This is a genomic window from Bradyrhizobium sp. STM 3566 (genome assembly GCF_045571445.1).
Taxonomy (GTDB): domain Bacteria; phylum Pseudomonadota; class Alphaproteobacteria; order Rhizobiales; family Xanthobacteraceae; genus Bradyrhizobium; species Bradyrhizobium vignae.
In genome coordinates, this window is record NZ_CP120692.1 from 4,331,492 (window position 1) to 4,343,946 (window position 12,455).

The window sequence follows — 12,455 nt, forward strand, 5'->3', positions numbered from 1 at the left end:
ATGGCGCCCCCGCTGATCCAACTGAAAGACATCAGGCTGACCTTTGGCGGCACGCCGCTGCTGTCGGGCGTCGAGCTCAACGTCGCGCCAGGCGAGCGCGTCTGCCTGATCGGCCGCAACGGCTCGGGTAAATCGACGCTGCTCAAGATCGCAGCCGGCCTCGTCGAGCCCGATTCCGGCACGCGCTTCGTGCAGCCCGGCGCGACCGTCCGCTATTTGCCGCAGGAGCCTGACTTCGGCGAGCACAAGACCACGCTTGCTTATGTCGAGTCCGGCCTTGCACCGGGCGACGACCATCACCAGGCCCGCTATCTCCTCGAGCAGCTTGGCCTCACCGGCGACGAGAACCCGCACGATCTCTCCGGCGGCGAGGCGCGTCGCGCCGCGCTCGCCTGCGTGCTGGCGCCCTCACCCGACATATTGCTGCTGGACGAGCCCACCAACCATCTCGACCTCTCCACCATCGAGTGGCTGGAGCAGGAGCTCGACAGCCGCCGTAGCGCGCTGGTCTTGATCAGCCACGACCGCCGCTTCCTCACCAATCTCTCGCGCTCGACCGCATGGCTCGATCGCGGCAGGATCAAGCAGATCGATCGCGGCTTCGCCTCGTTCGAGACCTGGCGCGACGAGGTGCTGGCCGAAGAAGAGCGCGACCAGCACAAGCTCGACCGCAAGATCGTCGACGAGGAGCACTGGCTGCGCCACGGCGTCTCCGGACGGCGCAAGCGCAACGTCAAGCGCCTCGCCAATCTGCACGCGCTGCGCGCCCAGCGCCGTAACTATCGTGGCACCTCCGGCAGCGCCAATCTGGCGGCGGCGGAAGCGGAGCAATCCGGCAAGCTGGTGATCGAGGCCAAGGGCATCAGCAAGGCCTATGGCGAGCGGAAGATCGTCGAGAACTTTTCGACCCGCATCCAGCGCGGCGACCGGCTCGGCATCATCGGGCCGAACGGCGCCGGCAAGACAACGCTGGTCAACTTACTCACCGGCGGCCTGCAGCCGGACTCTGGGACGGTGCGGCTTGGCGCCAATCTGGAGATGGCAACGCTCGATCAGCACCGCGAAAGCCTCGATCCCAAATCGACGCTGGCCGAAGCGCTGACGGGCGGCCGCGGCGATCATGTCATGGTCGGCGGCAAGCCGAAGCATGTCGTCGGCTACATGAAGGACTTCCTGTTCGCGCAGGAGCAGCGCGGCACGCCGCTCGAGGTGCTCTCCGGCGGTGAGCGCGGCCGGCTGATGCTGGCCCGCGCGCTGGCAAAACCGTCGAACCTCCTGGTGCTGGACGAGCCGACCAACGATCTCGATCTCGATACCCTCGATGTGCTCGAGGAGATGCTCGGGGACTACGAGGGCACCGTCATCCTGATCAGCCATGACCGCGACTTTCTCGACCGCGTCGTCACCTCCGTGATCGCGCCCGAGGGCAATGGCAAATGGATCGAGTATGCCGGCGGCTACAGCGACATGCTGAGCCAGCGCGGTGCGGACCTGAAGCGCGAGACCGCCAAGGCGCAACCGGTCGCGGAGAAGAAAGAGGAGCGCACCGTTGCTCCAGTGTCGGCGCCGAAGCGGAAGCTGAGCTTCAATGAGAAGCACGCGCTGGAAACGTTGCCGAAGAAGATGGAAACGCTTCAGGCCGATATTGCCAAGTTGCAGCGCGTGCTGGACGATCCCAATCTCTACGCCAAGGATCGCCAGAAATTCGACGACACCTCCGCTGCCATCGCCAAGGCGCATGAAGAACTGTCAGCCGCCGAAGAGCGTTGGCTCGAACTTGAAATGCTTCGCGAAGAAATAGAGCAGGCTTAGATCATGACCACCCCCCTCGCCGCAAAAATCGCCCGCGAATACGGCACGCCCTGTGCCGTCATCGACATGGACAGGGTCGAACGCAACATCGCGCGCATCCAGAAGGCCTGTGATGACGCCGGCATCGCCAACCGCCCCCACATCAAGACGCACAAGAACCCGACCATCGCCAAGATGCAGGTCGCGGCCGGCGCCAAGGGCATCACCTGCCAGAAGCTCGGCGAGGCCGAGATCATGGCGAATGCCGGCATCGACGACATCCTGATCAGCTACAACCTTCTCGGCGACGAAAAGATGGCGCGCCTCGGCGCGTTGCAGGCGAAGGCGAACATGACGGTCGCTGCCGACAATTCCACCGTCGTGGCGGGATTACCCAAGGCAACTGCAGCATCGGGCCGTCCACTTTCGGTTGTCGTCGAATGCGACACGGGCCGCAAGCGCGCCGGAGTCGAGACGCCGGCCGAAGCGGTCGCGCTGGCGCGCGAGATCGCCGCGTCCAAGGGGCTGCAGTTCGCCGGCTTCATGCTTTATCCGACCGAGACCGGCTGGAGCGACGCGCAGAAATTTTTCGACGAGGCGCTGGCCGGCGTGCGCGCACATGGGCTGGACGCAAAGATCGTTTCGACCGGCGGCACGCCGAACCTCGTCAACATCGGCAAGCTCAAGGGGGGCACCGAGCATCGCTTCGGCACCTACATCTACAACGACCGCATGCAGGTCGCGGCCGGCGTCGCCAGCTGGGACGATTGCGCACTGCACATCTATTCGACGGTGGTGAGCCGCGCCGCGCCCGAGCGCGGCATTCTCGACGCCGGCTCGAAGACACTGACCACGGATACCGGCGGCCTCGACGGCCATGGCCTGATCCTCGAACATCCCGAGGCCAAGATCGCGAAGTTCGCCGAGGAGCACGGTTTCCTCGATTTGTCCCGCAGCAACACCCGCCCGAATGTCGGCGACGTCGTCCGCATCGTGCCGAACCATGTCTGCGTCGTCGTCAACATGATGGACGAAGTGGTCATGGTGCGCGGCGAGGAGATCATCGGCACACTGCCGGTGGCAGCGCGGGGGAAGTTGAGGTAGGAGCGCTTCGCTCTCGACCGTCATTGCGAGGAGCAAAGCGACGAAGCAATCCAGATTACCTCCGCGGAGGGATTCTGAATGCTTCGCTGCGCTCGCAATGACGGTGGTTAGCGCTTGAGCCACTCCAGCACGCCCCTGCCCGCGGCGACACCGGTCGCAAACGACGCCTGGAGCAGATACCCGCCGGTCGGTGCCTCCCAGTCCAGCATCTCGCCGGCGGCGAATACGCCTGGCAGCTTGCGGATCATGTAATCCGCGTCGACTTCGTCGAACGAGAGGCCGCCGGCGCTCGATATCGCGCGCGCGATTGGCGCCACGCCGGTGAGCTTGATCGGCACGGCGTTGATGAGCTCGGCCAATCGCTCGGGCGACATTGCCGACGGCGACTGTCCCGCACCGATCACAGCCTCCTGCAGCAGCCCGACGGCGACGGGCGACAGCTGCGCCGCCTTGCGCAGGAAGTTGGAGAACGATTGCTTGCCGCGCGATGGCGACAGACGCTTGACGAGCTCGGCTTGATCGACATCGGGGCGCAGAGCAATATGCAGCAGCGCTTCGCCGTTCACCGCGATAGCCTCCCGCAGTTCGGCCGACAGCGCATAGATCGCGCCGCCCTCGATGCCGGCCTGCGTGACGATCGCTTCGCCACGAAGCCTGTGCGGACCGAAGCTCAGCGCAATGCCCTTGAGCGGCTGGCCCTCGAAACGCGCGCGAAAAACATCGGACCATGCGATGGTAAAGCCGCAATTGGCAGGCCGCAGCGGGGAGACCGAGATACCTTTGTCGGCCAGGATCATCGCCCAGCTACCATCCGAGCCCAGGCGTGGCCAGCTGGCGCCACCGAGCGCCAGCACGGTGGCGTCGGCCGCGATGGCAAGCATCCCATCGCGCGCTTGGAACCGCAGCCGCCCCTCGCCATCCCAACCGCTCCAGCGATGACGAAGGGCGAACCGGACGCCGGCGGTATCGAGCCGCCGCAGCCAGGCCCGCAGCAGCGGAGACGCCTTGAACGCCCTGGGAAACACCCGCCCGCTGGTGCCAACGAAAGTCGGCTCGCCCAGCGCCTCGCTCCAGGCACGCAGCGCATCCGGCGGGAACGCCTCGATTGCGGCTTGCAGCCTCAGTGCCATCTCGCGATAACGCGTCATGAACTGCGGCAGCGGCTCACTGTGGGTGAGATTGAGCCCGCCGCGGCCGGCCATCAGGAATTTGCGGCCGGCGGACGGCATCGCGTCGTAGACGGTAACGCGCGCGCCGCCTAACGCAAGCACCTCCGCCGCCATCAGCCCGGCGGGACCGGCACCGATGACGGCGACGTCGGTCAGAGCTTGATCCCCGCCCGCGCCGCGGCCTGCGCTACATATTTCTGCGTCTGCTCGAACGCGCCCTGCAGCGCCTTTGCCTTCGACATGTCGCTGATCTCGGCGAAATGTGCGGCGATCGCGTCCGGCGTCCACTCGCTCTCCGGCAGGTTGATGCCTTCGCTCTCCAAAATCTTGATCACGGCGAAGGAGCCGGCGCCTGCGCCCATGATGGTGCGGGTGGGCGCATCCTCGCTCAGCATGTACTCGACCGCGGGCGTGATCGCGTTGGGCTTCATCAGTTGCAGCGCCTGCGGCGGCAGCAGCTCTTCGGTCATGCGGGTCGCCGCCGTCGGCGAGATGATGTTGACCCGGATGTTGTTCTTGCGGCCTTCTTCGGCCAGCACGTTCATCAGGCCGACCATGCCCGATTTCGCCGCGCCGTAATTGGCCTGGCCGAAATTACCGTAGAGGCCGGAGGACGACGTGGTCAGCACGATGCGACCGTAATTGCGGTCGCGCATGCCGGCCCAGACCGCCTTGCAGCAATAGAAGGTACCGACGAGATGCACGTCGAGCACCTTCTGGAAATCAGCCGCTTCCATCTTGCCGAACGACTTGTCGCGCAGGATGCCGGCATTGGCACACAGCAAATCGACGCTGCCCCACTCCCTGGTGGCGCGCTCGACCATCGCGGCGACCTGCTCGAAATTGGAGACGTCGGCACCGTCCGCCATCGCGGTACCGCCGGCCTTTCGGATCTCCTCGACCACGGCCTCCGCAGGCGACAACGAGCCGCCGGTGCCGTCGCGCGCGCCGCCGAAATCGTTGACGACGACCCTGGCGCCGCGACTGGCGAGACCCAGGGCGTGCGCCTTGCCGAGACCATTGCCCGCGCCGGTGACGATGGCGACGCGTCCGTCGAACCTGATTGCCATGAGTAAGGGTCTCTATTCTTCTTACCTTCTGCCCTTGTGGGAGAAGGCGGCGCGAAGCGCCGGATGAGGGGTCTCTCTCTACAGATGCGCTCGCGGAGAGAGACCCCTCACCCGCCTCGCGTTCCGCGAGGCACCCTCTCCCACAAGGGGCGAGGGGAAACCCCGCTCTGGGTTGCCTTTTGACCAGCGATGGGTTGCCGGGTCAAGGCCGGCAACGACGCCTCGAGCCTACGCGAAATAGATCAGGCCGAGCCAGTCGGCGACGAGCGCCGGCTTGTCCTCGCCTTCGATCTCCACGGTGACGTTGGTGCGGGACTGCAATTCATTCGGCTTGCGCAGCTTGGCTTCGGCCAGCACGAAGCGGCCGCGGACGCGCTTGCCCGAACGCACCGGCGAGATGAAGCGCAGCTTGTCGAAGCCGTAATTCACGCCCATCGTGGTGCCCGCAATCACAGGCATCACCTCATAGGACATGATCGACAGCAGCGACATCGTCAGAAAACCGTGCGCGATCGTGGTGCCGAAGGCGGTTTCCTTCTTCGCGCGTTCCGGATCGACGTGGATGAACTGGTGATCCTCGATCACGTCGGCGTAGGTGTCGATACGGGGCTGATCGATCAGGTGCCACGACGACACGCCGATCTCCTTGCCGACCATGGCCTGATAGGCATCCAGGGCAATCGGCGGCTTCTTCCAGACTTCGTTCACTTAAGTCTCACTCCGAGTTTTCGCCAGCTCCGGAAAATCCTCCTCGCGGAATTCCCGGCCGCGCAGCGGATCGTTACGATCATTGTCGCGTTCGAGCCGTCGTAGCTGCACACGGCGGATTTTGCCAGAGATCGTCTTCGGCAGCTCGGTGACGATTTCCAGGCGGCGGATGCGCTTGAACGGCGCGAGGCGCGTGTGCAGGTGCTTGAAGATCGACAGCGCGGTCTCCGGCGAACATTCCGCGCCCGAGGTCAGCAGCACGAAAGCCTTCGGAATCGCGAGCCGGATCGGATCCGGGCTCGGCACCACCGCTGCTTCCGCGACCAGTTCATGCTCGAGCAGTACGCTTTCCAGTTCGAACGGGCTGATTCGATAGTCGGAGGATTTGAACACGTCGTCGGAGCGGCCGACGAAGGTGAGATAGCCGTCCTCGTCCGCGAACACCACGTCGCCGCTACGATAGAGCGCGCCCTCTGCCCCGGACAATTTGCCATCGTCGCCCTGATAGCCCTGCATCAAGCCCGCGGGGCGATCGGGGCCCAGCACCAGCGTCACCTCGCCTTCCTTCGCCGGATGGCCGTCGGCATCGCTGATCTGCACGCGATAGCCAGGTAGTGGCCGGCCCATCGAGCCGATCTTGATCTGCTGACCCGGCGAGTTGCCGGCCAGTGCGGTCGTTTCCGTCTGGCCGTATCCGTCGCGGATGGTGAGGCCCCAGGCTGCCTGCACCTGGTCGATCACTTCAGGGTTGAGCGGTTCGCCGGCGCCGCAGACCTCGCGCAAGGCGACCTTGAACGAAGCAAGGTTCTCCTGGATGAACAGCCGCCACACCGTCGGGGGCGCACACAGCGTGGTGAGGCCGCAGCGGCCGATGGTGGCGAGCAGCGCCTTGGCGTCGAAGCGCGGCTGGTTGACCACGAACACGGTCGCGCCCGCGTTCCACGGCGCAAAGAAACAGCTCCAGGCGTGCTTGGCCCAGCCGGGTGAGGAGATGTTGAGATGGATGTCGCCGGGTTTCAATCCAATCCAGTACATCGTCGAGAGATGACCGACCGGATAGCTGCGCTGGCTGTGCCGCACCAGTTTTGATTTCGCCGTCGTGCCCGAGGTGAAATAGAGCAGCATTGGGTCGTCGGCATTAGTCGGACCGTCCGGCGCAAAACTTTCGGAAGCCTTTGCCGCCTCGTCATACGCAAGCCAACCGCCCGAGGCTGCGCCGACCACGATGCGCACGGTATTCTCGGCACCAAGGCTCGCAAATTTTGCGACCTGATCCTCGGCAGCCACCACCGCCTTCGCCTTGCCGCGATCGAGCCGGTCACGCAGCTCGTCGGCGGTGAGCAACGTCGTCGCGGGAATGACGACCACGCCGAGCTTCATCGCGGCGAGCATCGTCTCCCACAGGGGAACCACGTTGCCGAGCAGCAACAGGAGATGATCGCCGCGCTTCAAACCCTGCGCGCGGAGAAAGTTGGCGACCTGGTTGGAGCGCTTCGAGAGCGCAGCGAAGGACAATTTTGTCTGCCGGTCCTGCGCGGCGTCGACGATCCAGAGTGCGGGGCGGTCCTTGCTGTCCGCATTCGTCGCCAGTTCGGCGTCGAACCAGTCCAGGGCCCAGTTGAACGGAGCCGGATCGGGCCAGCGGAAGCCTTTGACCGCTGCCTCATAGTCCGTGCGGTGATCGAGCAGAAACGCGCGCGCTTCCTGAAATGTCGTCATGGTCCGGGCCCGTCGAAATGATGTTCGAGCGTAGCCCGGATGGAGCGAAGCGCAATCCGCAGGCTGCTAAGCCAATTGGAAGCAGCTGTCCCGGATTTCGCTTCGCTCCATCCGGGCTACGAAGCCCCGCTATTTTCCAGCGAGGCTGCGAACGTGCTTGATAATTCCGGAAAAATCCACCCCACCATGGCCGGCTGCGTCGAAAGACTGATAGATCTCCTGCGCATGCTTGCCGAGCGGCGTAGCAGCGCCGGCGGCCTTCGCTGCGTCCTGCGCCAGGGTCAAGTCCTTCACCATCAGCGCCGAGGCAAAGCCCGGCTTGTAGTCGTTGTTGGCCGGCGAGGTCGGCACCGGGCCCGGCACCGGGCAATAGGTCGTCAGCGACCAGCACTGGCCGGACGAGGTCGAAGCGACATCGAACAGCGCCTGGTGCGAAAGGCCAAGCTTTTCGCCGAGCGCAAAAGCTTCGCTGACTGCGATCATGGAGATGCCGAGGATCATGTTGTTGCAGATCTTGGCGGCCTGGCCGGCACCGGCGCCGCCGCAATGCACGATCTTCTTGCCCATGTTTTCCAGCACCGGCTTGGCCGCGGCAAAAGCCTTCTCCTCGCCGCCGCACATGAAGGTAAGCGTTGCGCCCTTGGCGCCGCCGGTGCCGCCGGAGACCGGCGCATCGATCGAGAGCACGCCGTGCTTGGCGGCGAGCGCATGCGCGGCCCGCGCGCTTTCGACGTCGATGGTGGAGCTGTCGATGATGAGCGTCCCCTTGGTCATGACGGGCACGACCTCATTCCACACACCGAGCACGTGCTTGCCCGCGGGGAGCATGGTGACGACGACATCGGCGCCCTTCACCGCGGCGGGCGCACTGTCGGCAATGCTGGCGCCATCGGCCCTGGCCTGATTGCGCGAGGCTTCGATCAGGTCGAACGCCACCACCTTGTGGCCGGCCTTGACCAAGTTGGCCGCCATCGGGCCGCCCATGTTGCCGAGACCGATGAATGCGATCGTGGCCATTGTCGTTTCCTCCGCTGTCGCGTTGTTAGTTGAACTTCAATTCGTCCGCGCCGATCTCGGCGAGATAGGGCGCAAGCATCTCCGGCGTGACATCTTCGATCCGCGGCGGCGACCAGGTCGGGTTGCGGTCCTTGTCGATCACGGCGGCACGCACGCCTTCGCGGAAATCGTCGCTCCGAAACACTTCCAGCGCTGCGCGGTATTCGCGCACCAGACATTCTTCCAGGCTCGACGATTTGCGCGCGAGGCGCAGCAGCTTCAGCGTCACCACCATGCCGCGCGGCGATTTTTCGTTGAGCGTCTTCAGCGCGGCCTGCGCGAAGTCGGAGCCGTCGCGCTTGAGCGCCGCGAAAATGTCCTCCATGCGGTCGAAGCCGAACAATGCATCGATCGCACGCTGCTTCGCCGCGACCGGCCCTGCGGTCTCGCCGGTTGCAAAGCCGTTGATGAGCTGACCGACGTCGGCGGCGGTTGCACCGGAGCCCAGTTTCGTTAGCGCCTCGCGCAGCTCCGGCAGCTTCACAGCCGGCACAACCCAGTCCGCGAACCTCGCGTGGATCGCGTCCGGCCCGTTCATGGTCTGGCCGGTCAGGCCGAAATAGGTGCCGATCTCGCCCGGCGAATGCGACAGCAGATAGGTGCCGCCGACGTCGGGGAAGAAGCCGAGACCGACCTCGGGCATCGCCAGCTTCGTTCGATCCGTGACTACACGGTGGCTGGCATGGGCGGAAAGCCCGACGCCGCCGCCCATCACGATGCCGTCCATGAAGGCGACATACGGCTTCGGAAACTTCTTGATCCTGGCATTGAGGATGTACTCCTCGCGCCACAGGATCTTGCCGAGATCGCCATTGACCTTCGAACTCTCCCAGAGCGTGCGGATGTCGCCGCCGGCGCAGAGGCCGCGTTCGCCGGCGCCTTCGAGCAGGATCACGCTGACGGCGGGATCGGCCTCGAAGCGGTCGAGCGCCTTGTCGATATCGCGAAACATCTCGAGCGTCACGGCATTGATCGCCTTGGGACGGTTGAGCCTGATGATGCCGGCCGAACCCTCGACGCGGGCGACCAGATCGCCCCCTTCCGCTGAACTCATCGCGCGCCCTCGATCAGTTTGCGCGCCACTATGAGCCGCATGATTTCATTGGTGCCTTCGAGGATCTGGTGCACGCGCAGATCGCGCACGATCTTCTCGATGCCGTATTCGCTGAGATACCCGTAGCCGCCGTGAAGCTGCAGGGCGTGGTTGGCGACCTCGAAGCCGATATCGGTGCCGAAACGCTTTGCCATGGCGCACAGCATGGTGGCGTCGGGGTCCTTGCGGTCGAGCGCCGCGGCAGCGCGCCACAGGAAGGTACGCGCGGCCTCCAGCTCGATTGCCATGTCAGCGAGGCGGAATTGCAAGGCCTGGAATTCGTCGAGCCGCTTTCCAAACGCCTTGCGCTCCTTCATGTAGGCGCGCGCCTTGTCGAGTGCGGTCTGCGCGCCGCCGAGCGAGCACGCCGTGATGTTGAGGCGGCCGCCGTCGAGGCCGGCCATGGCGATCTTGAAGCCTGTGCCCTCCTCGCTCAAGCGATTGGCGACGGGTACGCGGGCATTCTCGAACATCACCGCGCGGGTCGGCTGCGCGTTCCAGCCCATCTTTCGCTCATTTGCGCCGAAGGATACGCCCGGCGTCTTGCCATCGATGACAAGGGTCGAGATGCCGCCGGGGCCATCGCCGCCGGTGCGCACCATCACGACCAGGAGGTCGGTGCCGCCGGCGCCCGAGATGAACTGCTTCTGGCCGTTGAGGACGTAGTGATCGCCGTCGCGCACTGCGCGGGTGCGCAAAGCCGCCGCATCCGAGCCGGCGCCCGGCTCGGTCAGGCAGTAGCTTGCGATCAGCTCCATCGTGCAGAGTTTCGGCAGCCATGTGTGGCGCTGGGTCTCGCTGCCGAAGGCATCGATCATCCAGCTCGCCATGTTGTGGATGGAGATGAAGGCCGAGGTGGTCGGGCAGCCCGTCGCCAGCGCCTCGAAAATCAGTGCCGCGTCGAACCGCGTCATGGCGGAGCCGCCGACATCCTCGCGGATGTAGATGCCGCCCATGCCGAGGGTCGCCGCCTCGCGCATGACGTCGACGGGAAAATGCTTCTCCTCGTCCCAGCGCAGCGCATGCGGCGCGATCTTCTCCGCCGCAAACGCCAACGCCATGTCGCGAACCGCGACCTGATCCTCGTTCAGAGCGAATTGCATGCTGCCGCTTACCCTTTCACTCCATCGTCATTGCGAGCGCAGCGAAGCAATCCAGCATCCCTCCGCAGAGATAGTCTGGATTGCTTCGTCGCAAGGGCTCCTCGCAATGACGGCTGAGGAGATTACTTCATCAGCGGGATCGAGAACTCCGCGCCTTCCTTGACGCCGGACGGCCAGCGCGAGGTCACCGTCTTGGTCTTGGTATAGAAGCGGACCGAGTCCGGACCGTGCTGATTGAGATCACCGAATCCGGACTTCTTCCAGCCGCCGAAGGTGTAATAGGCGATCGGCACCGGGATCGGCACGTTGATGCCGACCATGCCGACGTTCACCTTGGCCGCGAAGTCGCGCGCGGCATCGCCGTCGCGGGTGAAGATGGCAACGCCGTTGCCGTAGTCATGATCCGACGGCAGCGCCAGCGCTTCCTTGTAGTCGTGCGCGCGCACGACCGAGAGCACGGGGCCGAAGATCTCTTCCTTGTAGATCCGCATGTCCTTGGTGACGTTGTCGAACAGCGAGCCGCCGAGATAGAAGCCGTTCTCGTAGCCCTGCATCTTGAAGCCGCGGCCGTCGACCGCGAGCGTCGCGCCCTCCTTGATGCCGAGGTCAATGTAGCTCTTCACCTTCTCGACCGCCTCGCGCGTCACCAGCGGACCGTAATCGGCCGACGGATCGATCGAGGTCCCGATCTTGAGCGACTCGACGCGCGGGATCAGCTTCTCCATCAGGCGGTCGGCGGTGGACTTGCCGACGGGCACCGCGACCGAGACGGCCATGCAGCGCTCGCCGGCCGAGCCGTAGCCAGCGCCGATCAACGCGTCGACCGCCTGGTCCATGTCGGCGTCAGGCATGACGATGGCGTGGTTCTTGGCGCCGCCGAAGCACTGGCAGCGCTTGCCGGTCTGGGCTGCCCGCTCATAGATGTACTGCGCGATCGGCGTCGAGCCGACGAAGCCGACGGCCTTGACGTCGGGATCGTCGAGGATGGCGTCGACCGCCTCCTTGTCGCCATTGACGACGTTGAGGATGCCGGCCGGCAGGCCCGCCTCGATCATCAGCTCGGCGAGCTTCATCGGCACGCCGGGATCGCGCTCGGACGGCTTGAGGATGAAGGCGTTGCCGCAGGCGATCGCGGGGGCGAACTTCCACATCGGAATCATCGCCGGGAAGTTGAAGGGCGTGATGCCGGCGACGACACCGAGCGGCTGGCGCATCGAATAGATGTCGATGCCGGGTCCGGCTCCTTCGGTGTACTCGCCCTTCATCAGATGCGGGATGCCGCAGGCGAACTCGACCACTTCAAGGCCGCGCTGGATATCGCCCTTGGCGTCGGGCACGGTCTTGCCGTGCTCACGCGCGAGCAACTCGGCGAGCTTGTCGTAGTCGCGCTGGATCAGCTCCAGGAATCGCATCATGACGCGGGCGCGACGCTGCGGGTTGGTCGCGGCCCATTCGGGCTGTGCTGCGCGCGCGTTCTCGACGGCGGCGCGGACCTCGGCCTTGGACGCCAGCGCCACCTTGGCCTGGACGTCACCGGTCATCGGCTCGAAGACGTCGGCGGTGCGGCCCGAGGTGCCCTTGACCTCCTTGCCACCGATGAAATGTCCGATTGAGCGCATGGAATGATCTCCTTCAGGCCGAG

General features: G+C 65.0%; 10 protein-coding genes. 2 read left to right on the forward strand and 8 right to left on the reverse strand.

Annotation, left to right across the window (positions count from 1 at the left end):
* Complete coding sequence (locus tag P6U27_RS20985) at positions 1–1,812, forward strand: ABC-F family ATP-binding cassette domain-containing protein (RefSeq protein WP_122403707.1); 1,812 nt, start codon at positions 1–3, stop codon at positions 1,810–1,812.
* A 3-nt stretch (positions 1,813–1,815) separates the two neighbouring features.
* Positions 1,816–2,895: a D-TA family PLP-dependent enzyme gene (locus P6U27_RS20990; protein ID WP_407192476.1), complete on the forward strand. Its 1,080-nt coding sequence runs from the start codon at positions 1,816–1,818 to the stop codon at positions 2,893–2,895.
* A 107-nt stretch (positions 2,896–3,002) separates the two neighbouring features.
* On the opposite strand, the gene P6U27_RS20995 is transcribed toward P6U27_RS20990, so the two are convergent.
* The 8 genes from P6U27_RS20995 to P6U27_RS21030 form a co-directional block, all read right to left on the reverse strand.
* Positions 3,003–4,178: a TIGR03862 family flavoprotein gene (locus P6U27_RS20995; protein WP_407194466.1), complete on the reverse strand. Its 1,176-nt coding sequence runs from the start codon at positions 4,176–4,178 to the stop codon at positions 3,003–3,005.
* 38 nt (positions 4,179–4,216) lie between these two features.
* Complete coding sequence (locus P6U27_RS21000) at positions 4,217–5,134, reverse strand: SDR family NAD(P)-dependent oxidoreductase (protein WP_122403710.1); 918 nt, start codon at positions 5,132–5,134, stop codon at positions 4,217–4,219.
* Between the two features lie 228 nt (positions 5,135–5,362).
* Positions 5,363–5,842, reverse strand: coding sequence for a MaoC family dehydratase (locus P6U27_RS21005; protein ID WP_407192477.1), 480 nt, complete (start codon positions 5,840–5,842; stop codon positions 5,363–5,365).
* Positions 5,843–7,561: an AMP-binding protein gene (locus P6U27_RS21010; protein WP_407192478.1), complete on the reverse strand. Its 1,719-nt coding sequence runs from the start codon at positions 7,559–7,561 to the stop codon at positions 5,843–5,845. It lies immediately after the preceding gene.
* A gap of 129 nt (positions 7,562–7,690) precedes the next feature.
* On the reverse strand, positions 7,691–8,578 hold the full coding sequence (gene mmsB, locus P6U27_RS21015; RefSeq protein ID WP_407192479.1) for a 3-hydroxyisobutyrate dehydrogenase: 888 nt from the start codon (positions 8,576–8,578) through the stop codon (positions 7,691–7,693).
* A gap of 25 nt (positions 8,579–8,603) precedes the next feature.
* Entirely contained in the window at positions 8,604–9,671 is a 1,068-nt protein-coding gene (locus P6U27_RS21020; RefSeq protein WP_407192480.1) for an enoyl-CoA hydratase/isomerase family protein, read from the reverse strand.
* On the reverse strand, positions 9,668–10,813 hold the full coding sequence (locus P6U27_RS21025; RefSeq protein WP_407192481.1) for an isobutyryl-CoA dehydrogenase: 1,146 nt from the start codon (positions 10,811–10,813) through the stop codon (positions 9,668–9,670). The genes P6U27_RS21020 and P6U27_RS21025 overlap by 4 nt, the downstream gene beginning before the upstream one ends.
* Positions 10,814–10,935: 122 nt before the next feature.
* Complete coding sequence (locus P6U27_RS21030) at positions 10,936–12,432, reverse strand: CoA-acylating methylmalonate-semialdehyde dehydrogenase (RefSeq protein ID WP_407192482.1); 1,497 nt, start codon at positions 12,430–12,432, stop codon at positions 10,936–10,938.
* Positions 12,433–12,455 lie beyond the last annotated feature (23 nt).

What these genes read in the sequence shown, in the direction of transcription:
- P6U27_RS20995 (WP_407194466.1), bottom strand. Translation starts at nt 4,178, where the DNA reads ATGGCGGCGGAGGTGCTTGCGTTAGGCGGCGCGCGCGTTACCGTCTAC.
- P6U27_RS21010 (WP_407192478.1), bottom strand. Translation starts at nt 7,561, where the DNA reads ATGACGACATTTCAGGAAGCGCGCGCGTTTCTGCTCGATCACCGCACG.
- P6U27_RS20985 (WP_122403707.1), top strand. Translation starts at nt 1, where the DNA reads ATGGCGCCCCCGCTGATCCAACTGAAAGACATCAGGCTGACCTTTGGC.
- P6U27_RS21000 (WP_122403710.1), bottom strand. Translation starts at nt 5,134, where the DNA reads ATGGCAATCAGGTTCGACGGACGCGTCGCCATCGTCACCGGCGCGGGC.
- P6U27_RS21020 (WP_407192480.1), bottom strand. Translation starts at nt 9,671, where the DNA reads ATGAGTTCAGCGGAAGGGGGCGATCTGGTCGCCCGCGTCGAGGGTTCG.
- mmsB (WP_407192479.1), bottom strand. Translation starts at nt 8,578, where the DNA reads ATGGCCACGATCGCATTCATCGGTCTCGGCAACATGGGCGGCCCGATG.
- P6U27_RS21030 (WP_407192482.1), bottom strand. Translation starts at nt 12,432, where the DNA reads ATGCGCTCAATCGGACATTTCATCGGTGGCAAGGAGGTCAAGGGCACC.
- P6U27_RS20990 (WP_407192476.1), top strand. Translation starts at nt 1,816, where the DNA reads ATGACCACCCCCCTCGCCGCAAAAATCGCCCGCGAATACGGCACGCCC.
- P6U27_RS21025 (WP_407192481.1), bottom strand. Translation starts at nt 10,813, where the DNA reads ATGCAATTCGCTCTGAACGAGGATCAGGTCGCGGTTCGCGACATGGCG.